The sequence below is a fragment of the Streptomyces sp. SX-6 genome, from assembly GCF_059089585.1.
Genome location: NZ_JBTHHU010000055.1, coordinates 1 through 26,800 on the forward strand (window position 1 = coordinate 1; position 26,800 = coordinate 26,800).

A 26,800-nucleotide genomic window follows, 5' to 3' on the forward strand; every position below is an offset into this window, starting at 1 on the left:
ATCGCCATGCACACCCGCGCCACACCGGGGGTGTAGACCATCGACAGGTCGTCACGGTTGCGGATCGGGTGCTTGGACGCCATCTCGATCTTGCCGCCCAGATGCATCAGGAACGTACGGTCCGACATCTTGCCGACCGTCACACCCTCGATGCCGCGGAGCTTCTCGACGATCTCGTCGGCGTGTTCGGTGGAGGTGGTGGCCATCGTGACGTCGATGCGCAGCTTCTCGTGGCCGGACGCGGTCACGTCCAGGCCGGTGACGGAACCGCCGGAGGACTCCACGGCCGTGGTGAGCTGGCTGACTGCGGTCCCGCTCGCCGGGACCTCCAGTCGGACGGTCATCGAGTACGAGACGCTGGGCGCCGTTGCCATGAGGGTGGTGCTTCCTTCTGCTTCTGATGGTGGTGGGGGGAGTGGTGGGGGGAGAGGTCAGACCGTGGCGGTCCGGGCGTGCGGGCGGGCCAGGTTGTCCGGGTGGAGGATCTCCTGGAGCCGCTCCGGGGTGAGCAGGCCCTTGGCCAGGACGAGGTCGTACACCGAGGCGCCCGTGGTCAGGGCCTCCTGGGCGACGGCGGTGGCCTGCTCGTAGCCGATGTGCGGGTTGAGCGCGGTGGCCAGGCCGATGGACTGGCCGACGAGCTGCGCCAGATGCTCGCGGTTGGCGGTGATGCCGCTGACGCATCGCTCGGCGAGCGTCAGGCACCCGGCCCGCAGGTGGGTGAGGCTCTTGAGCAGGCTGTGGGCGATGACCGGCTCGAAGGCGTTGAGCTGGAGCTGGCCGGACTCGGCGGCCATGGTGACGGTCACGTCGTTGCCGATGACCTCGAAGGCGATCTGGTTGACCACCTCGGGGATCACCGGGTTCACCTTGCCCGGCATGATGCTCGAACCCGCCTGCACGGGCGGCAGGTTGATCTCGGCGAGGCCGGCGCGCGGGCCGCACGAGAGCAGGCGGAGGTCGTTGCAGGTCTTGGAGAGCTTGACGGCGATCCGCTTGAGCACGCCCGAGAGCTGGACGAACGCGCCCATGTCCTGGGTGGCCTCGACGAGGTCACCGGCGACGCTGAGCGGGATGCCGGTGATCGTGCTCAGGTGGCCGCAGGCCGTACCGGGGTACCGCGGGTGGGCGTTGAGGCCGGTGCCGATGGCAGTGCCGCCGAGGTTGATCTCGCGCAGCAGCGCGCACGCCTCGTCCAGGCGCGCCCGGTCCTCGGCCAGCATCACGGCGTAAGCCGCGAACTCCTGGCCGAGCGTCATGGGGACCGCGTCCTGGAGCTGGGTGCGGCCCATCTTCAGGACGTCCGCGAACTCCCCGGCCTTGGCCGCGAAGGCCTCGCGCAGGACCTCCATCGCGTCCAGCAGGCGGGCGGCGGCGAGTTGGAGCGAGAGCCGGACGGCGGTGGGGTAGACGTCGTTGGTGCTCTGCCCGGCGTTGACGTCCTCCAGCGGGTGGAGGTGGCCGTACTCGCCCTTGCCGTGGCCGAGGATCTCCAACGCCCGGTTGGCGACGACCTCGTTGGCGTTCATGTTGGTGGACGTGCCCGCGCCGCCCTGGATGACGTCCACGACGAACTCGTCGTGGAAGCGCCCGGCACGGATCTCCTCGCAGGCCTGCACGATCGCCTTCGCCTTGCGCTCGTCCAGCAGCCCCAGCTCGCTGTTGGCCCGGGCGGCGGCCTGCTTGACAGAGGCCAGGGCGACGACGAGGTCGGGGTAGGCGGAGATCGGGGAGCCGGTGATGGGGAAGTTCTCCACGGCCCGCAGGGTGTGGATGCCGTAGTACGCGTCCGCGGGGACGTCGCGGTAACCGAGGAGATCGTGTTCGGTGCGCAAGGGGGTTCGGTCCGATCAGTGCGTGGGGGGAGTGATCAGGGTGGGGGGAGTGGGGGCGTCAGGCCGGGGTGGGGACCGGGGCGGACGCGGGGGTGGCCAGTGCGTGGCGCAGCACACGGGCGCGTTCGGCCGCGTCGGTGGAGGCGAGGACCGCGGAGAGGACGGCGATCCGTGCCTGACCGGCGCGCAGGGTGCCGGTCAGCATCGCTCCGGCGGCCGCGAGGTCCACGGCGCCGCCGTGGGTGTAGATCTCCGCGACAGGCCCGGTGGGCACACGCGTGGTCAGGGCGACGAGGACGCCGCGGGACACCGCGGCCTCGACGGCGGCGCTGACCTCGGGGGTGGCGTTGCCCGCACCCGTGGCGACGAGGACGATGCCCTGGGCGCCCGCCCCGACGGCGGCGTTGAACAGCAGCGGGTCCCCGTCGCAGTGGTGCATGACGACGTCGACCCGGGGCAGGGGCTCAGCGGCCGTCGGCAGGGGGAGCGGTGCCGGGCGCTCGGGGCGCCGGTGGACGAGGATGCCGTCGGCGGTGACGTCCGCGATACGGCTGCCGGAGGGGTCGGCGAACGCGTTGGCGGCCAGCGTCTGCACCTTCACCGTGCCGCGCGCGGCGTGCACCTTGCCGTCGAAGACCACCAGGACGCCGAGGCCGCGCACCGAGGCCGCCGTCAGCAGCGCGTCGTGGAGGTTGCGCGGTCCGTCGCCGTCCACCGCCTCGAGCGGGAGCTGGGCGCCGGTGAAGACCACCGGCCGGGGGTCGTCGTGGTGCAGGTCGAGCAGGAACGCGGACTCCTCCAGCGTGTCCGTGCCGTGCGTGACGACGATGCCGTCGACGGCCGGATCGGCCAGCACCTCGCGCACGGTGCGCAGGAGCGTCAGCTGGTGCGCGGTGGTGAGCCGGGCGCTGTTCACGCTCATCAGGTCGACGACCCGCACGGTCACACCCTCGGGCACGGCGGCCGTGGCCAGGACGTCCCCGCCCTTCGCCTCGGCGGCGAAGCCGGAGCCCTGCCATCGGCTGGCGATCGTTCCGCCGGTGCTGATGACGACGATCTGTCCCACGTCTGCTCGCTCCCTCTTCCGCCCGTTTGATCTTCGTGTGCCAGTTCGAACGAAACCGGCCGCAGCGCACTATAGGACGAATCGGGCGCAATGGGATCGCTGATTCGGGCGTACCTCTCACAGGAACGTGGTGGATAATTGCGCCGTGGATGCGATTGACAGAAATATCTTGCGCGAGCTCCAAGGTGATGGCCGGCTGACCATCCAGGAGCTCGCCCAGCGGGTCGGCCTCACGCCCTCGCCGTGCATGCGCCGCGTCCGCCAGCTCGAGCAGGACGGCGTCATCCAGGGCTACCGGGCGGTCATCGACCCCGAGGCGGTCGGACGGAGCTTCGAGGTCCTCGTCTCCGTCGAGGTCAGGCGGGACCGGGAGGCGGTCGAGGCCTTCGAGGCGGCGCTCCAGGACATCCCCGACGTCATCGAGGCGTACCGCCTCTTCGGCAGCCCCGGCTGTCTGCTGCGCATCGCCGTCGCCGATCTCGCCGCCTACGAGCGGCTGTGGATCGAGCGCCTCACCACGATGTCCGGCGTGACCGAGGTGAACTCGCAGATCATCATGAAACGGATCAAGGAACCGCGAGGTCTGCCGGTCGACGGTTGAGGGCTACGCGTGGGTAGCCCTCAACCGCCCAACTCCCGAATGTGCGAAGCGGATTACCGCAGTACTCTGGTGGTGTCTGGATGCGCGGCCCGCATCCGGCGGGTCGCGCGGCCCGCACATGATTGGTGGGTCGACATCATGACTCGCGCAGACACATCAACTCGGAAGCGCAGGCGCCGAGTCAGCGTCCTCCTGGTGGCCGCCGGAGTCGCCGCGCTCGGTGGATGGTGCGGCGGCGGGTTCGGTGAGCACGCCGGCAGGCACATGCACCACTCGGCGCCGTATGCCATGGCCGCGATGGGGCCTGTCGCCCCTGCGGCCCCCGCGGCCGCCAACGCACCGGCGGCCGCTGCCAACCACGTGACGATCGCCGGCTTCGCGTACGCGCCGTCGACGATAACCGTCACCAAGGGCACCACAGTGACCTGGACCAACAACGACTCGGCTCCGCACACGGTGACGAGCATGGGGTCCGGTCCCCTGAACTCGCCGACGCTCAGCAAGGGCGGCACGTTCAGCTTCAAGTTCAACTCTGCTGGGACGTTTGCCTACTACTGCACGTTCCACCCGTACATGCACGGCACAGTTGTCGTGAAGTGAGGGAAGTGAGGAGTGCCGACACACGTCAGACCGGCGGCTCGCCCACTGGGTGGGCCGCTCCGTGTGCTGTCACGAACGCCTCGGCGGCTGTCCACGGGGTGTCGCTGTAGACGACCAGGGCATCGGTCAGGCCCTCGGGCCGCAGCGTGATCCGGTGGTCGTGCCCGCGGAAGCGTGTGTCCGTCACGGTGGCGCGTACTGCGCCGTGGCAGGGCTCGGCGGACAGGCGCAGTTGGCGGGGCCGCAGCAGGACCAGGCCCTCCCGGGTGCCGTTGACGGTGGTGGTCAGCGGGAGGGTGCCGAACGCGGTGACGGCCTTGTCGGTGCTGAAGGTCGCCGGCACGAGGTTGGCCTCGCCGAGGAAGCGGGCCACGGAGGAGTCGGCGGGTTCGCGGTAGAGCCGCTCGGGTGCGGCCTGTTGGGCGATGCGGCCGCGCTGCATGACGGCGATGGTGTCGGCGAAGGCGAGTGCCTCCTCCTGGTCGTGGGTGACCAGGACCGCGGTGGTTCCGGCGCGGCGCAGGGTGGCCGCGACCTCGGCCCGCAGGTCGGTGCGCAGGGCCGCGTCCAGGGCGGCGAACGGCTCGTCCAGTAGCAGGAGTTCGGGCTCGGTGGCCAGGGCGCGGGCGAGGGCTACGCGCTGCTGCTGGCCGCCGGAGAGCTGGTGCGGGTGGCGTTCGGCGAGGCCGTCCAGGCCGACCAGGGCGAGGAGTTCGGCGACCTTCCCCCGGCGGCGGGTGCGCGGCAGCCCGAAGCCGATGTTGCCGGCCACGGTCAGGTGGGGGAAGAGCGCGCCGTCCTGCGGGACGTAGCCGACGCGGCGGCGTTCGGCGGGGACCCGGCGCCGGCCGTCGTCCAGGAGCCGCCCGCCGAGGGTGACTTCGCCGCGTACGGCCGGGTGGAAGCCGGCGATGACGCGGAGCAGCGTGCTCTTGCCGCAGCCCGAGGGGCCGAGGACGCAGGCCAGGGCGCCGTCGTCGACGGTGAGACCGGCACCGGCGAGGATCTCGTTCCGGCCGTGGGCGGCATGGAGTGCGGTGACGGTGAGGCTGCTCATCTGGTCGTCTCCGTGGGGGCATGGTGGCCGAGGGTGCGGCGGGTGAGCAGGAGGACGGGCGGTACGGACATGGCCACCATGAGCGCGGCGTACGGGGCGGCGGCGCCGTAGGCGAGTCCGGTGGTGTACGTCCAGAACCGGGTGGCGAGGGTCTCGGTGCCCGTCGGGCGGAGCAGCAGGGTGGCGGTCAGTTCGGTGCTCGCGGTGAGCGCGACCATGGCGGCGCCCGCGCCGAGGCCCGGCAGGACGAGCGGCAGGGTGACGCGGGCCAGGACGAGGGCGGGCCGGGTGCCCAGGGAGCGGGCCACCTCCTCGACGCCGGGCGGCACCTGGGCGAGGGCGGCCCGTACGGCCGTGAGCGCGAGCGGGAAGTAGAGGACCACGTACCCGGTGACGAGCATCGGGGGCTGCTGGTACAGCGGTTGGGCCCAGCGGATCACGAAGTAGACCACGGAGAGGGCGACCGCGATGCCGGGCAGGGCGCGGGTGAGGTAGGCGGCGCCCTCGGCGGCCCGCGCGAGCCGGGTGCCGCGCCGCCAGGCGTACAGCGCGACGGGGATCGCGGCGGCGGTGGCGACGAGGGCCGCCGCGGCGGAGTAGCCGAGCGTGGTGAGTGCCGCGTTCAGGACCGATGCCTGGGGCAGGGTGGTGGAGCTGCCGCGCACCAGCCAGTAGCCGAGCGCGTACACCGGCACGCCGAGCGCGGTGGCGACGAGGGCGGCAAGTGCCGCCAGGGCCGGGGTGGTCCAGCGGCCGAGCCGGGCCGGGACGGGGCGGCGCCCGGCGGTGGCGCGGCGCACGGTGCGGCCCCGGCGTCCGGCACTGGCCTCCAGTACGACCAGCAGCAGGGCGAGGGCGACCAGGACCAGGGTGAGCTGGGCAGCGGCGGCGGCGTCGAAGCCGAGCCGGTACTCGGTGAAGATGGCGGTGGCGAAGGTGGTGTACCGCAGCATCGCGAACGCCCCGTACTCGCCCAGCAGATAGAGCGAGACGAGCAGTGCGCCGCCGGCCAGGGCCGGGCGGGCGAGCGGCAGCGTGACGCGCCACAGGGTGGCGAGCGGGCCCCTGCCCAGGCTGCGGGAGACTTCTTCGGCGGCGGTGTCGGCGCGGCGCAGGGTCGCGGCGACGGGGAGGTACACGAGCGGGTACAGCGAGCAGGTCATCACCAGGACCGCTCCCCAGTAGCCGCGCACCGAGGAGGTCAGCGAGACCCAGGAGTAGCCGCGGACGAACTCGGGCACGGCCAGCGGCAGGACGAGCGCGACGGTCCACCAGCGGCGGCCGGGCAGATCGGTGCGCTCCACCAGGTATGCCGCGCCGAACCCGAGCACGGCGGTCGCGAGGGTGACCGCGAGGGCGAGCGTGGCGGTGTTCCACAGCAGGGTGCCGAACAGCGGGCGGCCGAAGAGGCGTCGGGCCTCGTCCCATCCCGCCTGTGCGGCCTGGACGCCGAGGAACACCAGCGGCGAGGCCACCACGACGGCGACGGCGAGGGCTCCGGCCGGGAGCAGGCCGGTGGCCCGCCGGCGCAGTCGCGGCAGCGGGCCACCGGTGGAGGGGAGTGCGCTCACGGCAGGAGACCGGTGTCCTGGAGCAGCTTGAGGGCGTCCTTGCCGTCACCGAGGTCCGCGACGTTCGCGACGGTGCCGACGGAAGCGAGCGCGGGCAGCTCCTTCTTGCCCTTCACGCCCGGCACGAGCGGGTACTCGTAGCTCTCGGAGGAGGCGATCACGTTCTGCGCGGGCGCACTGGCCAGATAGGCGAGGAACGCCTGGGCGGCATCCTGGTGCTTGCCGTTCTTGAGGATCGCGGCGCCGGAGACGTCGACCAGCGCGCCCGGGTCGCCCTTGGCGAAGTAGTGCAGCTTGGCGTGGGTCTTGGCGGCGGTCTGCTCGTCGCGCAGGCGGTAGAAGTAGTAGTGGTCGATGACGCCGCCCTCGACCTCGCCCTTGTTGACGGCGGCGGACAGGTCCTCGTTGCTGTCGTACGTCTTGGCGTTGGCCTTCAGGCCCTCGAGCCACTTCCTGGCCGCGTCCTCGCCGTCGGTCTTGATCATGCGGGTGACGACGGGGGCGAAGTCGGTCTCGCCCGGGGCGATGCCGAGGCGGCCCTTCCACTCCGGCTTGGCGAGGTCGCGGACGGAGGCGGGCGGCTTGGTGTCCGCGTCCTTGCCCTCGGCGGCGATGAAGGCGGCGGTACGGGCGGAGATGCCGACCCAGTCGCCCTTGGGTGAACTGTCCGCTGCGGGAACGGACTTGAGGGTCGCCTGCTTCACCGCGGCGAGCAGGCCCTTCTCCTCCAGCGTGGTCAGAGCGGGCGGGTTCTCGGCGTAGAAGACGTCCGCGGGGGAGGCGCTGCCCTCCTGGAGGATCTGGTTCGCGAGCTCGGCCTCGTCGCCGGACCGCAGCTTGACCTTGATGCCGGTGCGCTTCTCGAAGTCCGCCGCCAGGGCCTTGACGGTCTGCTCGTGCTGGCCGCTGTAGACGGTGACCGTCTGGCCCTTGGATGTGCCCTTGGACGTGTCCTTGTTCGCGGAACCGCCGCACGCGGTCAGTGCGAGGGCGCAGACGGTGACGAGCGACAGCCCGGCGGTGGCCGGCCGAAGATTTCGCAGCATGGTGGGGGACCCTCCGTGAGGAGCAGTGGCTGAATCCAGCCGGGTGGAAGGCGTGCCATGCGCGATGTCGTGGGGGAGCGCATGGTGCCTGACCCGGCTTTCTGGCGCAGAACGTAGGGCAGGAAAGGCTTGCCTAACAAGTTTCGGGACGTCAGATTTCAGCCAGGCATCGGTAGGGGCATGCCTCGGTCCTCGAAGCATCATTTTCTGGCAAAGCGCTGGGGAATGCTTCCGGTGTCACGGCCGGGGGAACGGCTCTTGGCATGTCGGAGATCTCGGAGCTGTCGGAGCTGTCGGATGAGGTGCGTCAGGCGCTGGACCGGGGCCGGCCGGTGGTCGCCCTGGAGTCGACGATCATCGCGCACGGCCTGCCCCGGCCACGGAACCTGCGGGTGGCCCGGGAGCTGGAGGAGCTCGTACGGGCGGGCGGTGCCGTCCCCGCGACGGTCGCGGTGCTGGACGGGCGGCCCCGTATCGGCCTGGACGAGGAACAGTTGACGCGGGTGGCGGGCGAGGAGGACATCCGCAAGCTGGGCCACCGGGACCTCGCACCGGCGGTGGCCGCGGGTGCGAGCGGGGCGACGACGGTGTCCGCGACCGCCTTCCTGGCGGCCCGGGCCGGGATCCGGGTCTTCGCCACGGGCGGCCTGGGCGGCGTCCACCGCGCATGGACGCAGACCCAGGACGAGTCGGCGGACCTGAGACTGCTGGCGCGGGTACGGATCGCCGTGGTCTGCGCCGGCGTGAAATCGGTGCTGGACGTACCGGCCACGCTGCAGCGCCTGGAGACGCTGGGGGTCGGCGTACTGGGCTACCGCACGCGGACCTTCCCGGGCTTCTACCTCCGCAGCTCCGGCGAACCGGTCGACTGGACGGCCGAGTCCGCCGGGGAGGTGGCCGGCGTACTGCGCGCCCAGGACGCCCTCGGCGGCCCGCCCTCGTCCCTGGTCGTCGCCAACCCGGTACCGGCGGCCGACCAGTTGGACCCGGCCCTGCACGCCCGGGTGCTCGCCGAAGCGCTCGCGGCCTGCGAACGGAAGGGCATCACCGGCCAGGCGGTCACCCCCTTCCTCCTCGACCACCTCGTCCGGCACACGAACGGCGCCTCCCTCGAGGCCAACGTGGCCGCGGTGCGCGGCAACGCGCGCCTGGCCGCCGAGATCGCCGTGGCGTACGCCTCATGACCGGGGCACTGCTCGTCATCGGCGACGTGGTGACCGACATCGTCGCCCGCCACCGCACCCCGCTCGCCCCGGCCACCGACACGGCCGCCCGCATCGCCACCCTCCCGGGCGGCGCGGGCGCCAACGCGGCCTGCTGGGCGGCCCGTTCGGGCCTGGAGGACGTCCGCATCCTCGCCCGCGTGGGCACCGACGCCGCGGCCTGGCACGAACGCGCGCTGCGCGCGTCGGGCGTCCGCCCGCACCTGGTGACCGACCCCGACGCCCCCACCGGCACGGTCATCTCCCTGGTCGGCCCGGACGGCGAACGGACGTTCCTCACCGACAGCGGCGCGGTGCTCCGCCTGTCGCCCGGCGACTGGAGCGACGGCCTCCTCGCCGGAGCGGGCCATCTGCACGTATCGGGCTACCTCTTCTTCGCGGGCGCCAGTCGGGCGCTCGCACGGCTGGCGATGGACGCGGCCCGCGCCCGCTCGGTGCCGGTGAGCGTCGACCCGGCCTCCGCGGGCTTCATCGCCCGCTTCGGCGTGGACCGCTTCCTCGCCGCCATCGCCGGGGCGGACGCCCTCCTGCCCAGCCACGACGAAGCCGCACTCCTCACCGGCCTGCCCGAACCGACGGACGCGGCGGCCAAGTTGAGCCGCCTCTTCCCGCTTGTCGTCTCCACTCAGGGCCCGCGGGGCGCGCTGGTGGCCGAATCCGGTACGGTCACCGCCCGGGTTCCGGCCGAGGCCGTCACCGCCGTGGACACCACGGGCGCGGGCGACGCCTTCACCGGCGCCTTCCTCGCGGCCCGCCTGGCGGGCCACGCCCCGGCCGCCGCGGCCCGCGAGGGCTGCCGCGCGGGCACGGAGGCGGTCACACGCGTCGGGGGCCGGCCTTCTCCAGCAGGGTGAGCTCGCGCCGGGCCGCGTGACGTTCCTTGCGGTTGCGCACCTTGCGCTCACGCTGCCGGTCCTTGACGCAGGCGCGTGAACCGCACTGGGAGCAGCACGAGTTGCTGAACAGCAGTGCGCCGACCGGCCAGTGGCATCCCGCGCTCTTGCCGTCCATCGGGTCGGCGGGGAGGTCGCAGACGCCGTCCCGATGGTCGTGCACGGCCCGGGGACCGTGCTCCGCGTAACGCACCCGCAAGGGCTTCGTCTTGTCCGTACGGGACATCTCGTTCCGGTCCGTTCCCTTCTGCGCCGACACGTGACGATCACCCTAAACTCCTTCACCACGTCAACTCACCTGGAAAAGGAGACGGATCGCATGGAGCAGCAGACAGACCACTTCGTCCGCACGACCGCCGCGGTCGCCACCAGCGGCGGCGCGGACTACCGGGTGGAGATACGCGCGGGACGCCACCCGCTGGCCGCCGACGAACCGGAGTCGGCCGGTGGCGGCGACACCGCCCCGAACCCGATCGACCTGCTGCTCTCCGCCGTGGGCTCCTGCACCGTCATCACCCTGCGCATGTACGCGCAGCGCAAAGGCTGGGACCTGCGGGGTGTGCGGGTGCACCTCGCGTACGAGAAGGCGCCCGACGCGGCCCGGATCACCCGACGGATCGTGCTGGACGGCGACCTCGACGAGGCGCAGCGCGCCAGGCTGCTGGAGATCGCCGACCGCTCGCCGGTCACCCGGGCCGTGAGCGAGGGGACCCCGATCGTGTCCGACGGCCGCGGGTGACGGTCCGCGCCGGGGGAATCGCCCACGTTTGCCGGAAGAGCGGGGGCGGCGCCGGAGTCCCTGCCTAGCCTCGGCGCGTGAACACCCGCCGCTTCACCGACTACGCCACATCGGTCCTCGACGCGCTCTCGCGCACCCCCGAGCGGCTCGCCCTGACCGATGCCGACGGACAGCGGCTCTCCGCCGGGGAGTTCCGCGACACCGTGTACCGCATGACGGCGGAGCTGGCCGCCCGCGGCACCGGCCCGGGCGCGACCGTCTCCCTGCTCACCGGCAACACCTCCGGCGCCCTCGCCGCCCGCTACGCGGCCAACCTGGCCGGGGCCCGTGTGGTGTTCCTCTACGAGGGCATGGCCCCGGAGACGCTGGCCCGCATCGTGGAGAACACCGAGACCACGGCGCTGGTCGTCGACTCCACGCGGCACACGGACGCGACGGACATCCTGCCCAGGATCACGGTGCCCGCAGTCCTGACGCTGGGCCCCGCCCCCTTCGGGGAGGACCTCCTGGCCGCCTCGGCGGAGCACGGGGCGCTCCGGCCGGAGAGCCCCGCCGCGCCGGGGGACGACTACAGCATCCGCTACACCGGCGGAACCACCGGCATCCCCAAGGGAATTCGCCAGCTCCACGGACCCTACCGGCGCTCCCTGGACAACCCGGTGCCGGGCTTCGGCGACCCGCCGCGGCATCTGGCCTGCACCCCGCTCGGCCACGTCTCCGGCGTGTTCTCCGACTGGGCTCTGCTCCTCGGCGGCTCCGCCGTGATGCAGCTCGCCTTCGACGCGGGCGAGGTCCTCGCCGCGATCGAGCGCGAACACATCACCCACGTATGGATGGTGCCGGCGCTGCTGTACCGGCTGCTCGACCACCCAGCCCTGCCCGGCACCGACCTGTCGAGCCTGAGCAGGATCACCTACGGCGGTTCCCCCGCCTCCCCGGCCCGGCTGCGCGAGGCTCTCGAGGCCTTCGGGCCCGTCCTGTACGGCGGGTACGGCCAGTCGGAGACCCTCCTCGTCGCCCAGGTCACCCCGCAGGAGCACACGGTGACCGGACGGAACGGCCTGATCACCGCCGGCCGGCCGGTGCCCGGGGTGGAGGTCGTCATCCGCGACGAGGACGGCACCCCTCTCCCCACCGGCCGGGAGGGCGAGATCACCGTGCGATCCGACGGCGTGATGGGCGGCTACTGGAAGCAGCCCGAGCTCACTGCCGAGGTGCTGCGCGACGGCTGGGTCCGTACCGGCGACGTCGGGTACTTCGACGAGAACGGCTACCTGTTCGTCGTCGACCGGATCAAGGACATGATCATCGTGCTGGGCGGCCACGTCTATCCGGCCGAACTCGAGGAGCTCCTGCTCACCCACCCTGACATCGCCGCGTGCGCGGTCTTCGGCGTCCGCGGCCCGGACGCGCTCGAGCACGTCCACGCGGCGGTCGTCCCCGCCCCGGGACACCGCGTCGATCCCGGCGCCGTCCGCGAGTTCGCCACCGTCCACAAAGGGCCGATGTACGCACCCAGCGCCGTCCACGTCGTCGACACCATCCCCCTGACAACGGTGGGCAAGCCGGACAAGAAGGAACTACGGCAACGGCTCGGCGCCTGAACCTCGTGTGATGGCGAGCAGTGCCATGTCGTCGGTGATGCGGCCGCCCGCGTGGTGGCGGACGTCGGCCAGCAGGGCGCGGAGCAGCTCGTCCGGCGTGGCGAAGCCGCGTCCGGTCAGGGCCGCGACGGGGTCGTAGAAGACCCCCGCACGGTTCTTCGCCTCGGTGAGGCCGTCGGTGTAGAGCAGGAGCGTGGCCCCTGGAGGGAACGGCACCGTGTCCGTCACGCCCTGGCCGGGGCCCAGCGCCGCCAGGCACAGGGGGAGCGCCGGCTCGGACGGCTCCACGGTGCGCACGTCGCCGTCCCGCCGTACCAGCAGCGGTGCCGGGTGGCCTCGGTTGAACAGCCGCAGCTCACCGCCGGAGTGCGGGATCTCGGCCAGGACGCCGGTCACGAACCCCTCGGTCTGCTCGAGGCCCGCCCGCCGTTCCGCCTCCCGCACCAGCCCCCGCTCGAGCCGGTCCGCGACCCCGGCGAGCGTACGTTCCTCCTCGGCGGCCTCCCGGAACACGCCGAGCGTCACGTCCACCGCCTTGACCGCCTCCACGCCCTTGCCCCGCACGTCGCCGACCAGGCAGCGCACGCCGTACGGGGTGTCCTGCACGGCGTACAGGTCGCCTCCGATATGTGCCTCCCTGACGGCCGACTGGTAGCGGGCCGCGATGCGCAGCGAGCCGAGGGACGTCGGCGGCCGGGGCAGTACGGCGCGCTGCACGGCCAGGGCGACCTCGCGCGCGGACTGCAGCCGCGCGTCCCGGTAGTGCATGAGCCGGTTGACGACGACCGCGAAGGCCGAGACGGTCGCCACCGCCGCCAGCTCGCTCTGCCCGCCGGAGTCCCAGAGGAAGCCGAAATGGACGAGCAACGCGGCATCGACGGCACAGGCGCCGAGGCCCGCCAGGACCGTGGCGCGCAGTGACAGCAGCGCCGCGGCCGTCATCGGCGCGGCGGTGTAGAAGGCCTCCGCGCTGAAATGCGGCGAGGTGAAGTAGTCGACGAGGGCGCCCCCGGCCAGCAGGAGGACCGGCACCAGCTGGAGGTGGCGCAGGAACCAGCGCACCACGGCGTTGCCCCCTGCGCTCGGTGCCTTCACGTACTCCAGCATCACCGGGCCGGATCATGGCTGCCAGCGGTGGGCCGCCCCGAGCAGCACCGGCAGGGTCCGAGGCCCCCGGACGAGGAGGCCCGGGCGGAAGGCGAGGGAGCCGGGGTCCGTGGCGAGCCGGAGCCCGGGGAAGGCCCGGAACAGCGCCGGGAGCGCGATCCGCGCCTCGAGCCGGGCCAGCCGGGCACCCAGGCAGTAGTGGGGGCCGTGGCCGAACGCGAGGCTGGGCGCCGCGGGGCCGCCGAGCCCCGCCGGCGCACAGGCGGACCGCTGCTCCGGCGGCAGATACCGGTCGGGCAGGAACCGGTCCGGGCCGGGGAAGACCTCCGGGTCACGGCTCCCGGCGGCCAGAACGCCCAGGACGGAGGCCCCCGCGGGCACTTCCACGCCGCCGAGGCCGACCCGCTCGGTGGTACGCCGCCACGTCGCGCCCTCCAGCGGGCTCGCGTGGCGCAGCGCCTCGTCGACGACAGCGGGCCAGCGCTCCGGGTCGCCGCGCGCCGCGGCGAGCTCGTGGGGGTGGGTGAGCAGGAGCAGGACGGCGGAGGCGAGCAGGTTCATGGTCGTCTCGTAGCCGGCGAAGAGCAGCAGGGCCATCATGGCCGCCAGGGCCTCGTGGTCCAGGGCGTTCTCCGAGTCGTGCACGATCAGGCTGAACAAGTCGTCGCGTGCGTGCTGCCGTTTGGCCTCGATCAGACGGCAGTTGTACTCGTACAGGCTCTGCCAGGCGCGGTCGGTCGTCCCCGGCGGCAGCGTGTCGGCGGGGGCCGAGACCTCGTACGTCAAGGTGCGCAGGTACTCCCGGTCGGCCGCGGGGACGCCCAGGACCTCCGCCATCACCAGGACCGGGAGCGGGAAGGCGAAGCCGTCCACCAGGTCGGTTTCTGTTGGGTGTCGGGCCAGCCGGTCGAGCACTTCGGCGGTGAGTGCTTCGAGGCGGGGCCGCAGGGCGTCCGTACGGGCGGGGGCGAAGGCGCCCGCGACCAGGCGGCGCAGCCGGGTGTGCACGGGGGCGTCCTGGTTGAGCATGTGCTTGCCCAGCCGGGCGGCGGCCCGCTGCCCCGGGGTGTCGGTCTTGGGCCGGCCCGCTCCGTCGGGTGGCGGGACATTGGAGAAACGGGGGTCGTTGAGCATGGTCCGTACGTGCTCGTACCCGGTGACCAGCCACGCGTGCGAGCCGTTCGCCAGCGTGACGCGCACGGCCGGACCCCGGGCGCGCAGCGCGGCGTAGTACGGGTACGGGTCGGCGGCGAACGCCGGGTCGGCGGGATCCAGGGCCATGGGTCGAGCATGGACCGGCCGGTACGGCGGCGACAATCCTCAATCCCCAGGCCGTTTCGCGCTGTTGGGCGGAGCGCCGGCGTACGGCACGATGGTGTGGCGGGGTCCGGAACGAGAAGGCCGGGAGGATGCACATGTTGTACGCCTTTGGGTTCGAGCGGATCGGTGTGGTGGCGAGCGACCTGTACTTCATCGACCCCGACCCGATCCCGGGGCAAGAAGGCCCCGAGCGCGGCGTCCGCCTGGAGGTCCGGCTGATCGAGCAGGGAACGGCGCCGGGCACGATCTATGCCGCGCGGCCCATCGCCATCGAACGCCCCCTGTGGCGGGCCGACTTGCTCGAGTCGGTGTCCGGCCCGGCCGGGAGCCTGGACCGCGCCCACTGCCACCCGCGGTTCACGAACTGGGACCCCGGCTCGCGCGTCTTCGTGGAGGAGCTGTCGGCCGCGCCTCTGGAATGGGTGGCCGAGCGGCTGTCGGACCTGGACGGCCTGCTGGAGGAGGCCGGAGTGGCGGCGGACGAGGCCGGGCCGGGCGACGCGGCTGGCCTGCGGAGCGCGGTGCCGGACATCATGGCGGCCGTGCGCAGGCTGTTCGACGGCATCGCGAAGGGCGAGCTGGCCCGTCCGGCGGCCGGGGGGCAGGACGACACGAGTGCTCGCGTCAGCTGGCTCTGAGCGTAAATACGGAAGACGGGCCGGGTGGGTACGTGATACACCTTCGTCCCGTTATGCGAATCAGTACCCGCCTCGAGACCGAGGCCGACATCCCTACCGTCCGTGAGATCAACCTCGCCGCCTTCGACACCCCGCTGGAGGCCGACCTCGTCGACGCCCTGCGCGCCGACCCGGCCTGGATCGACGGCCTGTCCGTCGTCAGCACCGACGAGGACGGCACTGTCATCGGCCATGCCCTGCTGACCCGTTGCCACATCGGCGACACCCCGGCCCTGTGCCTGGCCCCCGTCGCCGTGAGGCCGGAGCGCCAGAAGAGCGGTGCGGGCTCGGCGGCGATCCGGGCCGCCCTGGAGGCGGCCAGGGAGATGGGCGAGCACTATGTCGTCGTCCTCGGACACCCCGCGTACTACCCGCGGTTCGGCTTCACCCGCGCCTCCGCCCACGGCATCGGCGTGACCTTCGACGTCCCGGACGAGGCACTGATGGCCCTCGCCCTGGACGAGGCACACCCGCTGCCGGGCGGCACCGTCCGCTACGCGGCGCCTTTCGGTATCTGACTAGGAGCACCTTTTCGGCTTACCTTGGCCGGCCCCCTTGAAAGTCACACCCGGGGGATAGTCGGGCGGGGTGATCAATGCAAGCATCGGCGGCAATCAGCAACGAGAAGGGGAGCGCATGAAGTTACGTCGTGCACAAGGAAAGTCGCGTCGTGTCACTGACACCCGCGCTCGGCGCCTGGCGAGACGGGTCGCTGTCGGCGTCGTGCCGGTGGCCGCCCTGGCGCTGTCGGCTCCTGCGCATGCCGGGGTGCTGGTGTCCACGAACTCGGCGGCAAGGCCTGCCGGGTCTGCCGAATCGGCGGGGATGCGGCTCCTGGGTACCGCCAATGCCCAGGTCGTGAACGCCAACAGCAACAAGTGCCTGGACGTCGCGGGCTGGAGCACCCAGGACTGGGCGCGCGTGCAGCAGTGGGAATGCACCGGCGGCGCCAACCAGCGATGGACGCTGGTCGACGTGGGCAGCGGCCACTACGAGCTGGTGAACTCCAACAGCAACAAGTGCGCTGACGTCGCGGGCTGGAACAAGGAGAACTGGGCCGTCGTCCAGCAGTGGACCTGCCATGGTGGCGCGAACCAGCAGTGGAGTCTGGTCGACATGGGCGGCAGCCGCTTCGAGTTGGTGAACGTCAACAGCAACAAGTGCATGGACGTCGCGGGCTGGAACAAGGAGAGCTGGGCGACCATACAGCAGTGGGACTGCACCGGCGGCGCCAACCAGCTATGGAGCTTCGCGTAACGGGCTGGGGCCAGTAGCCTGTCTGCCCGCCCCAACTGCCCGCAGGCGGCGCACCGTCGGGGACGCCAGGGGAGCCAGTGCCGCGGCCGTGGCGAGGAGCCCCGCGGTCGCCGCCACCCGGTAGCCGCCGACGGCGTGGGCGAGGGGACCCACGCTGAGCTGGCCGATGGGGTTCGTGAGATACGAGAGCAGGTCGTTGCAGGACGACACGCGGGACAGCGCGTGCGACGGGACATGTTCCTGGAGGGACGTGTCCCACGCGATGCCCGTGACCGCCGTGCCGAGACCGGCGACGAAGGCGACGGCGCACAGCCCCACGGGGTCCAGGTGCGCGCCGAGCGCCAGCAGCGGCAGGGCGCCGAGCGCGGCGCCGAGATGGCCCAGCCGCAGCAGATGCGTGACCGCGAGGCGGTACAGCAGGACGCCGGCCGCCAGCATCCCCACGCCGCGGACGCTCAGCACGAACCCCCACGTCGTCTCGCCGCCGAGCTGCCGGGTGAGGTCGGGGCCCAGGATCTGCCAAGTGCCGGTCTGGACCAGGTTGATGACGCAGAACGATGCGGTTCCCACTCCCAGCCAGCGGATGCGCCGGAACTCCGCCCAGCCCTCGCGAATGCCGGACAGCAGGGCGACGGACCCGGGCACCGTCCCGGCAGGCGGCAGGCGGGTGAAGCAGATCGCGGCGTAGAGATAGGTGAGCGCGTCGAAGGCCAGCGCCGGACCGCTGCCGACGACGGCCACCAGGACGCCCGACAGGCCCGGCCCGAGGATCTTGGTGCTGTTGCGCACCGACCCCAACAGGGCGTTCGCCTGCCGGAGTTGCTCCTTGCCGACCAGGTCCGGTACGACGCCGCGCAGCGCCGGAGTGGTGAAGGCGGCCAGGACGCCGGACGCGAACTCCAGCGCGGCCACGGGCAGTAGCGCGTAGTGGCCGGTCAGAAGGATCGCCGCGACCGCACCCTGGGCGAGGGCCGAGCCGAGGTTGGCGGCCACGAGCACCGTCCGGCGCGGGAACCGGTCGGCCGTGGCCCCGCCCACGAGCAGGAACACCAGCAGCGGCACCATGCGGGCGGTCAGGACGACGCCGAGGTCGCCGGTACGTCCCGTGGTGCCCAGGACCGCGAAGGCCAGCGCGACCGGGGCCAGCGAACTGCCGAGCAGGGAGACCGCCTGCCCGGTGAGGAACCTGCGGAAGTCCGTCTGCTTGAGGAGGGATGAGCGCATCGGCCGAGTGTGCGGGCGCCCCGCGGAAGACCGTATCGTTTCGGCAGGAGGCGAAAGGTGGGCGAAAGCAGATGGTCCTGCTGCGGCTGAGCCCGCTGGCCCTGTCCCGGTCGCGGTTCGCGCTGTCGCCGCTGGCCGAGACGCTGGGCACGGTGATCGCCCTGGCCAGGCCGGGCACCGAGCCGTGGCTGGCCTCGTGGCGCGAGCGCCACCGGGAGGCGTTCACTGCCGCGCTGGAGGAGGACCCCTTCGCCCGGGGCCTCGTGTCCCTGATCGCCTCGACCAAGTGGCTGCCCGGCTTCGTCACCCTCCCTCCCGACGGCGGGATGCGCACCGCACTCCGCACCGAACTGCCACGCGTGGCGGCCGCGAACGACGACTACGTACGCGCCCAACTCGAGAAGTCGCTCGCGCACAGCTGGGAGCGGCACGACCTCGACTGGCTGTCCGGCCACGACTGGGCGCCGAGGACGGCCGAGTTGCTCGACCGCATGTGGAAGACCCACGTGGCCCCCGACTGGCCCCGCCGCCGCGCACTGCTGGAACGGGACGTCGCCTACCGGGCCGGACTCCTGGCCGCCTACGGCTGGCCCCGCGCCCTGGAACAGATGAGCCGCAAGAGCGCCTGGGTCGGCGCGGACGCGATCCGCTTCAGCACCCGCCCCGGCCCCGACCGCGTCGTCGGCGACGACGGCATGCTGTTCGTGCCCGTGAGCATCGCCACCGGCACCTGGCTGTGCGAGGGCCCGCCGGGACGGTACGCCCAGGTCTATCCGGCCCGGGGGCCCGCCGCGGCGGGTGCCGGATCCACCGCACCCCGCGAGGCCCTGGAGCGCCTGATCGGCGCCGGGCGCGCGGCGATCCTGGCGGAACTCGGGCACCCGGCGACCAGCAGCGAACTCGCCGCGCAGTTCGGCCAGTCGCTCGGCACGGTCGGGGGCCACCTGGCGATCCTGCGCAACGCCGGTCTCGTCGTCGGCACCAGGGTCGGCCGCCGCGTCGTCTACCGGCGAACCGAGGCGGGCGACCTGCTGGCCGACGGCCGCTGAACCACAGGTACGGTTTCGGCCATGGACCTTTCCGACACATCCGCCATCAAGGCAACCGCACGTCAACTCCTCGTGGAACTGGGCGCCAACGGGCTGTCACCCGAAGCCGTGGCCGGCGCACGCGGCCTCGCGGTGAGCGAGGTCGAGGCCGTCTTCCCGCACCGCGACGACCTGCTGACCGCGCTGCTCATCGATGCCTACAACGAGTCCGGCGCCGCGATGGAGCAGGCCGACCAGGCGGTGCGCGAGAGCAAGGGGACAGCGGGCGCACGCCTCCTGGCAGTTGCCCGTGCGCTGCGGCAGTGGGCCGTCGCCAACCCCGCCGAGTTCGCGCTCGTCTACGGTTCCCCCGTGTCCGGCTACCACGCGCCGCAGGACACGGTGCCGCCCGCGTCCCGCACCCCGGCGGTGCTGGCCGGCATCGTGCGGTCGGCCCTCGAGGCGGGCGAACTCACCCCGCCCCGGCGGCCGGTGCCCGGTCCGCCGCTGGTCCGGCCGGAGGCCGTGGCCCTGTTCGGAGGCGTGCCGGACGGACCGTTCGCGGATGTCATCGAGCGCGGCATCGTGCTGTGGAGCAACCTGATCGGCCTCCTGGCCTTCGAGGTCTTCAGCCGCACCCACGACAGCGTCCAGGACCAGGCCGCCTTCTTCGACTACGCCGTCGCCGTGGCCGCCGAGGGCATCGGGCTCGAGGTGTCCTGATCACTCGGAGCGGCGGCCGACCTGGTCCTCCTGCGCGAGCCGCCGCAGCAGTTCGAGCAGCGGGCCGGAGAGGGCGACGACGATGACCGCCTGCTCGGCCAGGGTCGGGGAGTCCTCGAAGGCCGCCGCGCGCTCGAGGTCCAGGCGTGCGACGGAGCACGCCAGCTCGGCGTAGTGGACGAGCCGCTCCGGCCGGTAGTCCGCGTCGAGCCGCCTGAGCTCCCGCAGGGCCGTCGTCAGCCCCTGGACGTGCGGGGAGGTGTCGGGGACCTGCCAGTCCATGGCCGCGATCAGGCCCGCCACGTCCGCTGCCGCTGCCGCCGCGGCCTCCGCTTCCTCGTCGCCGTCCTCGGCCGGCGCCTGCGCGACGGGTACCGGCAGGGCGTAGCTGATCTCCTTGAGCGTCTCGTCGGTGCTCTCGCTCTGGTCGACCGCCGTCAGCACGTCGCGGGCGGCGGCGATGGACAGCCCGCCGAGGGTGGTCAGCGCCTTGATCAGCCGCAGGCGCTGCACATGATCTTCCCCATACTCGGCCAGCGTGGCGGCCGTCGCCTTGCCCGCGGGCAGCAGGCCCTCCCGCCGGAAGTACTTGATGCTGGCGACCGGCACGCCGGTTCTGCGGCTGAGCTCCGAGATTTTCATGCAGCTTCCTGGTCGCGAGTGGACACCCCAAGTAGATACTGCCACTATCGAGTACTGGATACTTTAAGTATCCAGCTACTTCCTGTCATCGCTCGCATCGGAGCATCCATGCCTTCCCCTCAGCCCCCCTCCGCACTCCGCAGCCCGCGGCTGTGGATCGGTTCGGGTCTTATCCTCGCGGTGGTCGCCGCCCTGTTCTCCCTGCTCTACGTGGGCGGCAACGTCAACCCCAAGGGCCATCTGCGTGACCTGCCCGTCGCGCTCGTGAACAGCGACAAGGGCGCCGCCGTGCAGGGCAAGCGCCTCAACGCCGGCGAGCAGGTCGTCTCCGGGATCAAGAAGTCCATGGAGGGCAACAACAGCTTCGACTGGCAGGTCCTCGACCGTGAGGAGGCCGACAAGCGCCTCGGCCAGGGCAAGCTCTTCGGCGCGATCGTCGTGCCCGAGAACTTCACCGGCTCGCTGGCGGGGCTGAGCAGCCCGCAGCAGGCGAAGCCCGTCCGCCCGACGATCACGGTGCTCACCAACCAGTCGGCCGGCAGCTTCGGCTCCTCCATGGCCAGCGCGGCGACGCAGAAGGCCGCCCACGCCGCCTCCGCCCAGCTCGGCCAGGAACTCCTCAAGCGGGCGAACGCCCAGGGCGCCAAGCTCGCCCCGGCCGCCCAGCTGATGCTCGCCGACCCGGTGAGCGTGCAGGTCGCCGACGGCCACCCGCTCGGCACCCACAGCGCCATGGGCCTGAGCGCCTTCTACTACGCGCTGGTCCTGGTCGTCTGCGGCATGCTCGGCGCCAACGCGATCGTCTCCCAGGTCGACACCTTCCTCGGCTACCTGCACACCGACTTCGGCCCCTTCCGCCAGCGCATGCCGCTGCGGCACACGAGCCGGGTGCGCACCCTGGCCGTCGACTCCGTGCTCATGCTCGGCCTCTCCCTGGTCATGGGCTCCCTGGTCGAGCTCGCCACGGTCGGCGTCCTCGGCATGGACGCCTCCCACCTCGGCCTGCTCTGGGTCTACTCCGTGGCCACCATCGCCGTCGTCGGCATCGGCGCCCTGTCCCTGCTCCGGGCCTTCGGCGTCCCCGGCATGCTGCTCTCGACGATCGTCTTCGTCGCCATGGCCGTCCCGTCCTCGGGCTCGACCGTGCCGCTCCAGGCGCTGCCCGACTTCTTCCGCGTGCTCTCGGAGTTCGAGCCGCTGCGGCAGATCACCGGCGGTCTGCGCTCGATCCTCTACTACGGCGCCCAGGCCGACGCCGGCCTGACCCGCGCCTGGGCCTCCCTGGGCATCGCCCTGGTCGCCGCCCTGCTCTTCGGCTTCGGCATGACCGGCTTCTACGACCGCAAGGGCCTGCACCGGGTCCCGCGCCCCGCCGACGAATCCGCGGACGCGGAGCCGGCGCCGGCAGCGGTCTGACAGTGACAACTGCCGCCGTCGGTCGCAGGCGGGCATGACAGTACGGGCGCCGGGGCACCAATCCCCGGCGCCCGTACTGCAGTTGTGGGCTGCATTCGCACTGCCGATAGGAAGCCGCGCCATGACGATCTATCAGCACATCCCCCACCCGCGCATCGCCTCGCGCCACGCTCTCGGGCCGGTGAAGGTCGCCGACCAGCACGCCACGGGCAACGCGGTCACCCGGTTCAACACGAAGGTCGCCCTCATCGTCACGCGGGCCGTGGGCAGCATGTGGTGCGCCTACGCGTTCGCGCTGTTCGACCTGATCAGTCTGCCGGACGCGATCCACGGCGGTGCCGCCGCGATCGTCTCCTGGGTGGCCCAGACCTTCCTGCAGCTGGTGCTGCTGTCGGTCATCATGGTCGGCCAGAACGTCCAGGCCGACGCCTCCGACAAGCGGTCGGAGGCCACGTTCCACGACGCCAGTGCGACGTTGCACGAGGTGGCCCACGTGCAGAGTCATCTTGCCGCGCAGGACGTGCTGTTGACGCGGATCGCGGAGAAGATCGGGCTGGAGCCGGTGCCGGTCATCGACATGCCGGCCGAGGGGGAGGAGGGGGAGAACTGAGCTTGGGGCGCCCGCTGCGTGGACGCGAAACTCAGAGCTGGGCGTGCCACTTTCCGCGGGCGAGGTAGGTCGTGCCATCAGGCTTGATGAAGACGCGGGCGCCGCGCGCGGGGAGTTCGCCGTGTGCGAGCCAGCAGTCGCGGACCTCGTCGAGGGCATCCCAGAGTCGGCGGGGGCCGCTCTGATGGACTGTGGGTGCTTGCGTGCCGTGGGCGGTGGCGCGGGCCCATGAGCCGTCGGCATGTGCCATGAGCGCGAGGCGGTGTCCGTCGTGTTCCTCGTAGTGGTGCTCGATGCCGGGGGTGGTGATGTCGAGCATGGAGGCGAGGTCCCACGCTTCGGTGACGTGGATGATGGGGTACCGGCCGGTGCGAATGTCCTCGCCGTCGTGGGTGCGTGCGGTGTCGAGCAGGTCGGTGAGGCGGGGCGGGTAGTCGGCCCCGGTGCGGGTGTGCATGAAGCCGGCCCGGTCCCATTCGACGCGACCGGTGGCGCTGCCGTCGGGGTTCTTCTCGGCGGTGACGAGCAGGGAGGTTCCGGCGATGGTGGTGACGAGTCGGCCTCCGGGTTTGAGTGCAGTGAGCCAGCTTGCGGGGATGGGCCGTACTGCGACTGTGGCGACGATGCGGTCGTAGGTGCCGGGGAACTGGCCGGTGGCATCGACGGTCGCGAGGGTGGGGTGCAGGCCGATCTCGTCGAGCCGTTGGCGGGCGATGTCGACGAGGTAGGGGTCGACGTCAACGCTTGTGACCTGCTGAGCGCCGAGGCGGCGGGTGGCGAGGCCCGCGCCGTACCCGGATCCGGTGCCGACATCGCACAACTCGTCGGTGCCGCTGAGGAGGGCATGCTGGAACATGCGAACGACGAGGCTCGGCAGGGTCGAGGAGGAAGTCGGCAGCCTGTCTGGGTGGTCGTCCGGTTTGGCGTGATCGGCATGGAGCGGTCCCACGCTGATGATCAGGGAGCGGTCGCTGTAGGCGGTGGCGAGCCAGCGGTCGGGGTCGGCCGGGCCGTCCTGGAGGGTGCGGCCGGTGGGGCTGTGCTCCCACCACCGGGGGACGAGGTGGTGCCGCGGGAGTGCGGCAACGTGGGGGCGCCAGCGTGATGCGGGGTGCGTGACGCGCTCGGCGAGCGCTGCGGCGTGGGGTTCCCAGTTCACGGAGTGGCTCCTATTTGGGGAAGCTGGGCAGGCAGGCAGGCGGGTGTGTTGGCCGGGTCGCGGGCGCTCGTTAGCCGGTGGGGGTGAGCTTCCATCGGTGGCCGTCGGGGATGTGCCATACGGACGTGTGGCCGTCGGGCTCGCGGGTGTATCCGAACTGGTCCTGTGCGGGGCGGCCGGTGGTGTTCCACCACTGCCATGCTTCCTCGACTTGCTGCCACAAGTCGTGTGTGCCGCCGTATGTCACGGTTCCCGTACCGTTGCCGGTGAGGGGTGCGCGGGCCCATGAGCCGTCGTTGTGCTGAAGCTGGAGCGATGTGGTGCCGTCGTCGTCGAGGTGGTAGACGAGTTTGGTTTCGGGCAGTTGGAAGGCCAGCACGAGGCGGAACGGGTAGCGGGTCTGGATGTCGTGTGCGGTGACGGGGGTCGGGTGTGTGTCGATCTCGGGGGCGGCGGGTGTGTGCTGGGGGCGGGGGTAGGCGCGGGCGTCGTCGCGTGCGGCCATGAACCGGCCGGTTGTGCCGGTGAACTTCCCATGTGCGCGGGTGTCCTGGTCGAGGGCGAGGCAGACGAGTCCACCCTCGATGCCGAGTGCGATATCGGTGTGGATGATGGAGCCCGGTTTGGTCTGCTCGATCCATGCCGGGGGGATGGCCGGTACGGAGCAGGTGGCGATGATGCGGTCGAACGGGCCGCCGTCGGGGTGGCCGTACTTTCCGTCAGCGGCGGCGAGTTGAGGAGCGTATCCGATCTCGCCGAGACGGATCTGCGCTGTGTGGACGAGGTCGGGGGCGACGTCGACGGAGTGCACGGCGTGATCTCCGAGGCGGGCGCACAGCAGGGCGGCGTTGTAGCCGGTGCCGGTGCCCACCTCGAGGACGTAGTTCCCGTCCTCGACTGTGAGCTCTTCCAGCATTCCGGCCATGAGGCTGGGGAGGGTGCTGGACGAGGTGGGGATGCCGGTCCATGCGGTCTCGTCCACTTGCTCGGCTGTGTCGGGATCCAGGGTGGTGACGAGAGTGGTGTCGCGGTAGACCTTGGCGAGCTGGTCATCGGCCGTGGCGGCGTGATGCCGGCGCCATACCGTGATGCCTTTGTCGTTGGTCTCCTGCTCGTACCAGTCCGGCACGAAGAGGTGCCGGGGCACGGTTGCGAACGCCTCGGCCCATTGCGGCGAGCGGATCGCGCCGGCCTTCTGGAGACCGTCAGCGAGCGCGGCCATGTAGGGCCGGGCGGCGTCTGAGGCAGGTTGGTTCACGAGGCGGCTCCTGTCAGTTCGTCAGCGATGGCTTCGGCGATGGGCAGGCCGGTGGCGTGCTGTATCCAGTCCCACTGCCCACAGGGGTTCGCCTCCAAGAACGTCCAGTCGCCCGTGGGCGACACGATGAAGTCGAGTGCGGCGAACCGGAGGTCAAGGCATCGCATCAAGCATCTGACCGCCTCGCCGACGTCGCCAGGGGTTTCCGTTGCCCGGTAGGTCAGCGAGCGGTAATCGCTGCGCCAGTCCGTGTGTGCTTCGGTGCTGCCGGCGTGGACTTCGGCGGCGAGCAGTCGGTCACCGACCACGGTGAGCCGTACCTCGTGTGCTTTGTCGACCCATGCCTGGAAGAGATGGGCGGTTGTGTCGATGCCGCGCAGATCGACGAGGTCGTGCTCGGTGAGCTTGCGGGTGTAGACGAGCCTTAGCTCGTCGGCCTCGATGAACACAGGGGAGGCTACGGGCTTGCAGATGAGGGGGCCGTCGACGTCGTCGGCGAACGCGCGGACGGCGTCTGGGCTGTTGGTGATCAGGGTCGGAGGGATGGCGAGACCACACTCACGGGCCGCAGCGAGCTGGAGCGGCTTGTATTCGGCACGCGACATGGCGGCCGGGTGGTTGACCCACCGGCAGCCCAGTGCCGAGATGACGCCGCCAAGTCCTGCTCTGGCCTGGGCTGCGGCAAACCTGCGTTCCGGTTCGGACATGCCCTCAGGAAGACGGAACATGTTCGGCGTGCGGTAGTAGATACCACCAATCTCGGCGAGATCGACGGCACGGTGCGGGGTGGAAAGGCCGCCGGCCCATCCTTGCCGGGCGTCGATGCGCCCGGCAAGGATGAGTCGTTGCGGAAACTCGGCGGTGTCCATGCGAAACACATCCACCCCGCGCTCAGTGAGCACCTTCACGACACGGTCCGTTGGCCAGTCGTCTTGGGCTGCGATCACGAGGACGGGAGTCACGGTCAATCAGTCCTTGGGGCCCTCGTCGAGGGGCGGCGGGTTTTCGGTGCTGCCGTCCGGGACGGTGGGGCTGTGCGTGTTGGCCAGGTAAGGCAGCGGCCCGTCGTACAGACCCACGGACATCTGCGCCTGCTCGTCGTAGACCGCGGATGGCCTGACGGTGGCCGTTGTGGGGTCGGGGGTTACCGCAAACCGCAGGATCCATGGGCGAGTTGCGGCGTGGGTCGGGGGCTCGCTGCTGTGAACGAGCCGCCCTCCCCCAGGGACGAGCGGGAATGCTTCCCGCGGGTGCGCAACAGTGGTCACTTCCGGTCCTTTCGTTATGCGTGAGGCGATAGGACAGGGATCCGATGGCCTGGGCGATCCCCCGCGGATACCCGGGCCGGTGTGGTGCTACGAAGGGGCTCTGCTACTGCTGTTGAGGGCAGTTTTGATCAGGGCGCGGTGGTTGGGACGCATGCGGGACGGCAGAGCTGAGACGGGCACGAAATCGAACGTGTGGAACTCGGGTTGTGTCTTTGCCGCCGCCAGTGGGCAGAGTGCGATGCGCTCGATCCACCAGGGGTCGAGTGTGCCGCAGTCGATGAGGTGTTCGCTGTGGCGAATCGCGAGGTCCTCGGTGGGGTTCACCGGGACTTGGAGGATGCGGCGGGCGTGGTAGGCGACTGCTTCGTGCCGGGTTTCCTGTCCCTCGACTGCGCCGCCGGGTAGGACCCACTCGCGGCGGTCACCGCTCATCAGGACGAGCAGTCGGCCGACTTGGTCCATGATGTACCCGTACACGATCACCGTCATCGCCTTCTTTGCGTGGTGCGTCCGGCCCCCTCCCCTCGGCATCGGAGCAACTCAAGGAGAGGGGGTGTCTGTGGGAAGAGTTCCCCGAACTTCCTGTGAAGTACGGGGAGTTGCTCACCGCCACGGGTTTCGGTTGGTGCCCTGGAGCGGCGATGCACGGGAAGGTAGCGCTGCCCAAAGCAGGGGCGCAAGCGTGCACCGGGAAACACTTGCACCGGCATATGCCAAAAGCCCCCCGCCTGCGCAGATGGGAGGCTCTTAGAGGATGTCTCACGTGGTGATCTTGGCGAGTTTCTTGTAGCAGGTGAGGGCGGCCGCGAGGCCGAGGAAGGCGAGGAAGTGGGAGCCCTTGCGTTCGTACCGGACGGTGAGGCGGCGGTAGCCGAA

General features: G+C 71.4%; 29 protein-coding genes and 1 pseudogene. 13 read left to right on the forward strand and 17 right to left on the reverse strand.

The window, feature by feature from the left end; genetic code table 11:
- The 3 genes from ACV530_RS35465 to ACV530_RS35475 all read right to left on the reverse strand — a co-directional run.
- Positions 1-374, reverse strand: a 374-nt coding sequence (locus tag ACV530_RS35465) for an ACT domain-containing protein (protein ID WP_494336840.1), incomplete at its 3' end; no start/stop codon positions are given.
- A 57-nt stretch (positions 375-431) separates the two neighbouring features.
- A complete protein-coding gene (gene aspA, locus ACV530_RS35470) occupies positions 432-1,835 on the reverse strand; it encodes an aspartate ammonia-lyase (RefSeq protein WP_494336841.1) in 1,404 nt (467 codons plus the stop codon).
- Between the two features lie 58 nt (positions 1,836-1,893).
- A complete protein-coding gene (locus ACV530_RS35475; RefSeq protein ID WP_494336842.1) occupies positions 1,894-2,901 on the reverse strand; it encodes an asparaginase in 1,008 nt (335 codons plus the stop codon).
- A gap of 145 nt (positions 2,902-3,046) precedes the next feature.
- Between ACV530_RS35475 and ACV530_RS35480 the strand changes: the two genes are divergently transcribed.
- Both ACV530_RS35480 and ACV530_RS35485 read left to right on the forward strand, forming a co-directional pair.
- Positions 3,047-3,502, forward strand: a complete 456-nt coding sequence (locus tag ACV530_RS35480) for an Lrp/AsnC family transcriptional regulator (RefSeq protein ID WP_494336843.1) — start codon at positions 3,047-3,049, stop codon at positions 3,500-3,502.
- 195 nt (positions 3,503-3,697) lie between these two features.
- Positions 3,698-4,102: a cupredoxin domain-containing protein gene (locus ACV530_RS35485; RefSeq protein ID WP_494336844.1), complete on the forward strand. Its 405-nt coding sequence runs from the start codon at positions 3,698-3,700 to the stop codon at positions 4,100-4,102.
- Positions 4,103-4,127: 25 nt separating this feature from the next.
- On the opposite strand, the gene ACV530_RS35490 is transcribed toward ACV530_RS35485, so the two are convergent.
- The 3 genes from ACV530_RS35490 to ACV530_RS35500 are packed head-to-tail and all read right to left on the reverse strand — an operon-like array spanning position 4,128 to position 7,776.
- Entirely contained in the window at positions 4,128-5,159 is a 1,032-nt protein-coding gene (locus ACV530_RS35490) for an ABC transporter ATP-binding protein (RefSeq protein WP_494336845.1), read from the reverse strand.
- On the reverse strand, positions 5,156-6,730 hold the full coding sequence (locus ACV530_RS35495) for an ABC transporter permease (RefSeq protein ID WP_494336846.1): 1,575 nt from the start codon (positions 6,728-6,730) through the stop codon (positions 5,156-5,158). Before ACV530_RS35495 ends, ACV530_RS35490 begins: the two co-directional genes overlap by 4 nt.
- Positions 6,727-7,776, reverse strand: coding sequence for an iron ABC transporter substrate-binding protein (locus ACV530_RS35500; protein ID WP_494336847.1), 1,050 nt, complete (start codon positions 7,774-7,776; stop codon positions 6,727-6,729). Before ACV530_RS35500 ends, ACV530_RS35495 begins: the two co-directional genes overlap by 4 nt.
- A 263-nt stretch (positions 7,777-8,039) precedes the next feature.
- Here ACV530_RS35500 and ACV530_RS35505 point away from each other — a divergent pair, with 263 nt between their 5' ends.
- Positions 8,040-8,960: a pseudouridine-5'-phosphate glycosidase gene (locus tag ACV530_RS35505; RefSeq protein ID WP_494336848.1), complete on the forward strand. Its 921-nt coding sequence runs from the start codon at positions 8,040-8,042 to the stop codon at positions 8,958-8,960.
- A complete protein-coding gene (locus tag ACV530_RS35510) occupies positions 8,957-9,853 on the forward strand; it encodes a carbohydrate kinase family protein (protein WP_494336849.1) in 897 nt (298 codons plus the stop codon). The genes ACV530_RS35505 and ACV530_RS35510 overlap by 4 nt, the downstream gene beginning before the upstream one ends.
- Here the strand turns inward: ACV530_RS35510 and ACV530_RS35515 are convergent.
- Positions 9,816-10,151: a hypothetical protein gene (locus tag ACV530_RS35515; RefSeq protein ID WP_494336850.1), complete on the reverse strand. Its 336-nt coding sequence runs from the start codon at positions 10,149-10,151 to the stop codon at positions 9,816-9,818. The two genes, ACV530_RS35510 and ACV530_RS35515, sit on opposite strands and share 38 nt — an antisense overlap.
- Before the next feature lie 60 nt (positions 10,152-10,211).
- Between ACV530_RS35515 and ACV530_RS35520 the strand changes: the two genes are divergently transcribed.
- Both ACV530_RS35520 and ACV530_RS35525 read left to right on the forward strand, forming a co-directional pair.
- Positions 10,212-10,631 (forward strand): OsmC family protein, encoded by a 420-nt coding sequence (locus ACV530_RS35520; RefSeq protein ID WP_494336851.1) that lies wholly within the window; start codon positions 10,212-10,214, stop codon positions 10,629-10,631.
- A 77-nt stretch (positions 10,632-10,708) separates the two neighbouring features.
- Positions 10,709-12,235, forward strand: a complete 1,527-nt coding sequence (locus tag ACV530_RS35525; protein WP_494336852.1) for an AMP-binding protein — start codon at positions 10,709-10,711, stop codon at positions 12,233-12,235.
- Here the strand turns inward: ACV530_RS35525 and ACV530_RS35530 are convergent.
- Together ACV530_RS35530 and ACV530_RS35535 are read right to left on the reverse strand one after the other, a co-directional pair.
- The gene (locus ACV530_RS35530) at positions 12,212-13,330 is read right to left on the reverse strand and encodes a PP2C family protein-serine/threonine phosphatase (protein WP_494336853.1); all 1,119 of its coding nucleotides are present in this window, start codon (positions 13,328-13,330) and stop codon (positions 12,212-12,214) included. The genes ACV530_RS35525 and ACV530_RS35530 overlap by 24 nt on opposite strands.
- Before the next feature lie 24 nt (positions 13,331-13,354).
- On the reverse strand, positions 13,355-14,623 hold the full coding sequence (locus ACV530_RS35535) for a cytochrome P450 (protein ID WP_494336854.1): 1,269 nt from the start codon (positions 14,621-14,623) through the stop codon (positions 13,355-13,357).
- Between the two features lie 134 nt (positions 14,624-14,757).
- On the opposite strand from ACV530_RS35535, the gene ACV530_RS35540 reads away from it, so the two are divergent.
- The 3 genes from ACV530_RS35540 to ACV530_RS35550 all read left to right on the forward strand — a co-directional run bounded on the left by ACV530_RS35540 (position 14,758) and on the right by ACV530_RS35550 (position 16,596).
- Positions 14,758-15,300 carry a hypothetical protein gene (locus ACV530_RS35540; protein WP_494336855.1) on the forward strand — a complete coding sequence of 181 codons (543 nt, stop codon included), beginning with the start codon at positions 14,758-14,760 and terminating at the stop codon, positions 15,298-15,300.
- Positions 15,301-15,353: 53 nt separating this feature from the next.
- Positions 15,354-15,857 carry a GNAT family N-acetyltransferase gene (locus tag ACV530_RS35545; RefSeq protein WP_494336856.1) on the forward strand — a complete coding sequence of 168 codons (504 nt, stop codon included), beginning with the start codon at positions 15,354-15,356 and terminating at the stop codon, positions 15,855-15,857.
- A gap of 118 nt (positions 15,858-15,975) precedes the next feature.
- Positions 15,976-16,596: an RICIN domain-containing protein gene (locus ACV530_RS35550; protein WP_494336857.1), complete on the forward strand. Its 621-nt coding sequence runs from the start codon at positions 15,976-15,978 to the stop codon at positions 16,594-16,596.
- Here the strand turns inward: ACV530_RS35550 and ACV530_RS35555 are convergent.
- Complete coding sequence (locus ACV530_RS35555) at positions 16,579-17,820, reverse strand: MFS transporter (RefSeq protein WP_494336858.1); 1,242 nt, start codon at positions 17,818-17,820, stop codon at positions 16,579-16,581. The two genes, ACV530_RS35550 and ACV530_RS35555, sit on opposite strands and share 18 nt — an antisense overlap.
- A gap of 71 nt (positions 17,821-17,891) precedes the next feature.
- Between ACV530_RS35555 and ACV530_RS35560 the strand changes: the two genes are divergently transcribed.
- Both ACV530_RS35560 and ACV530_RS35565 read left to right on the forward strand, forming a co-directional pair.
- On the forward strand, positions 17,892-18,869 hold the full coding sequence (locus tag ACV530_RS35560; protein ID WP_494336859.1) for an ArsR/SmtB family transcription factor: 978 nt from the start codon (positions 17,892-17,894) through the stop codon (positions 18,867-18,869).
- 21 nt (positions 18,870-18,890) lie between these two features.
- Entirely contained in the window at positions 18,891-19,571 is a 681-nt protein-coding gene (locus tag ACV530_RS35565; protein ID WP_494336860.1) for a TetR-like C-terminal domain-containing protein, read from the forward strand.
- Here ACV530_RS35565 and ACV530_RS35570 read toward each other — a convergent pair whose 3' ends face one another.
- Positions 19,572-20,213, reverse strand: a complete 642-nt coding sequence (locus ACV530_RS35570) for a MerR family transcriptional regulator (RefSeq protein ID WP_494336861.1) — start codon at positions 20,211-20,213, stop codon at positions 19,572-19,574.
- Positions 20,214-20,321: 108 nt separating this feature from the next.
- On the opposite strand from ACV530_RS35570, the gene ACV530_RS35575 reads away from it, so the two are divergent.
- Together ACV530_RS35575 and ACV530_RS35580 are read left to right on the forward strand one after the other, a co-directional pair.
- Positions 20,322-21,629 carry a YhgE/Pip domain-containing protein gene (locus tag ACV530_RS35575; protein ID WP_494336862.1) on the forward strand — a complete coding sequence of 436 codons (1,308 nt, stop codon included), beginning with the start codon at positions 20,322-20,324 and terminating at the stop codon, positions 21,627-21,629.
- 121 nt (positions 21,630-21,750) lie between these two features.
- Positions 21,751-22,239 carry a hypothetical protein gene (locus ACV530_RS35580; RefSeq protein WP_494336863.1) on the forward strand — a complete coding sequence of 163 codons (489 nt, stop codon included), beginning with the start codon at positions 21,751-21,753 and terminating at the stop codon, positions 22,237-22,239.
- Positions 22,240-22,270: 31 nt separating this feature from the next.
- Here the strand turns inward: ACV530_RS35580 and ACV530_RS35585 are convergent, their stop codons facing one another.
- The 6 genes and pseudogenes from ACV530_RS35585 to ACV530_RS35610 all read right to left on the reverse strand — a co-directional run.
- Complete coding sequence (locus ACV530_RS35585) at positions 22,271-23,398, reverse strand: 50S ribosomal protein L11 methyltransferase (protein ID WP_494336864.1); 1,128 nt, start codon at positions 23,396-23,398, stop codon at positions 22,271-22,273.
- Between the two features lie 70 nt (positions 23,399-23,468).
- Complete coding sequence (locus ACV530_RS35590) at positions 23,469-24,656, reverse strand: methyltransferase domain-containing protein (RefSeq protein ID WP_494336865.1); 1,188 nt, start codon at positions 24,654-24,656, stop codon at positions 23,469-23,471.
- Complete coding sequence (gene tgmB / locus ACV530_RS35595; RefSeq protein ID WP_494336866.1) at positions 24,653-25,618, reverse strand: ATP-grasp ribosomal peptide maturase; 966 nt, start codon at positions 25,616-25,618, stop codon at positions 24,653-24,655. The genes ACV530_RS35590 and tgmB overlap by 4 nt, the downstream gene beginning before the upstream one ends.
- 6 nt (positions 25,619-25,624) lie before the next feature.
- Positions 25,625-25,924, reverse strand: a complete 300-nt coding sequence (gene tgmA / locus ACV530_RS35600) for a putative ATP-grasp-modified RiPP (RefSeq protein ID WP_494336867.1) — start codon at positions 25,922-25,924, stop codon at positions 25,625-25,627.
- An 87-nt stretch (positions 25,925-26,011) separates the two neighbouring features.
- Positions 26,012-26,413 (reverse strand): NUDIX hydrolase, encoded by a 402-nt coding sequence (locus tag ACV530_RS35605; protein ID WP_494336868.1) that lies wholly within the window; start codon positions 26,411-26,413, stop codon positions 26,012-26,014.
- Between the two features lie 270 nt (positions 26,414-26,683).
- Positions 26,684-26,800 (reverse strand): annotated as a pseudogene (locus ACV530_RS35610) (IS5/IS1182 family transposase); the annotation flags it as partial.

Coding starts and splice junctions, on each gene's coding strand:
- ACV530_RS35490 (WP_494336845.1), bottom strand. CDS start 5,159: ATGAGCAGCCTCACCGTCACCGCACTCCATGCCGCCCACGGCCGGAAC.
- ACV530_RS35500 (WP_494336847.1), bottom strand. CDS start 7,776: ATGCTGCGAAATCTTCGGCCGGCCACCGCCGGGCTGTCGCTCGTCACC.
- ACV530_RS35505 (WP_494336848.1), top strand. CDS start 8,040: ATGTCGGAGATCTCGGAGCTGTCGGAGCTGTCGGATGAGGTGCGTCAG.
- ACV530_RS35510 (WP_494336849.1), top strand. CDS start 8,957: ATGACCGGGGCACTGCTCGTCATCGGCGACGTGGTGACCGACATCGTC.
- ACV530_RS35520 (WP_494336851.1), top strand. CDS start 10,212: ATGGAGCAGCAGACAGACCACTTCGTCCGCACGACCGCCGCGGTCGCC.
- ACV530_RS35535 (WP_494336854.1), bottom strand. CDS start 14,623: ATGGCCCTGGATCCCGCCGACCCGGCGTTCGCCGCCGACCCGTACCCG.
- ACV530_RS35540 (WP_494336855.1), top strand. CDS start 14,758: ATGTTGTACGCCTTTGGGTTCGAGCGGATCGGTGTGGTGGCGAGCGAC.
- ACV530_RS35545 (WP_494336856.1), top strand. CDS start 15,354: ATGCGAATCAGTACCCGCCTCGAGACCGAGGCCGACATCCCTACCGTC.
- ACV530_RS35550 (WP_494336857.1), top strand. CDS start 15,976: ATGAAGTTACGTCGTGCACAAGGAAAGTCGCGTCGTGTCACTGACACC.
- ACV530_RS35555 (WP_494336858.1), bottom strand. CDS start 17,820: ATGCGCTCATCCCTCCTCAAGCAGACGGACTTCCGCAGGTTCCTCACC.
- ACV530_RS35560 (WP_494336859.1), top strand. CDS start 17,892: ATGGTCCTGCTGCGGCTGAGCCCGCTGGCCCTGTCCCGGTCGCGGTTC.
- ACV530_RS35565 (WP_494336860.1), top strand. CDS start 18,891: ATGGACCTTTCCGACACATCCGCCATCAAGGCAACCGCACGTCAACTC.
- ACV530_RS35570 (WP_494336861.1), bottom strand. CDS start 20,213: ATGAAAATCTCGGAGCTCAGCCGCAGAACCGGCGTGCCGGTCGCCAGC.
- ACV530_RS35575 (WP_494336862.1), top strand. CDS start 20,322: ATGCCTTCCCCTCAGCCCCCCTCCGCACTCCGCAGCCCGCGGCTGTGG.
- ACV530_RS35580 (WP_494336863.1), top strand. CDS start 21,751: ATGACGATCTATCAGCACATCCCCCACCCGCGCATCGCCTCGCGCCAC.
- ACV530_RS35605 (WP_494336868.1), bottom strand. CDS start 26,413: ATGACGGTGATCGTGTACGGGTACATCATGGACCAAGTCGGCCGACTG.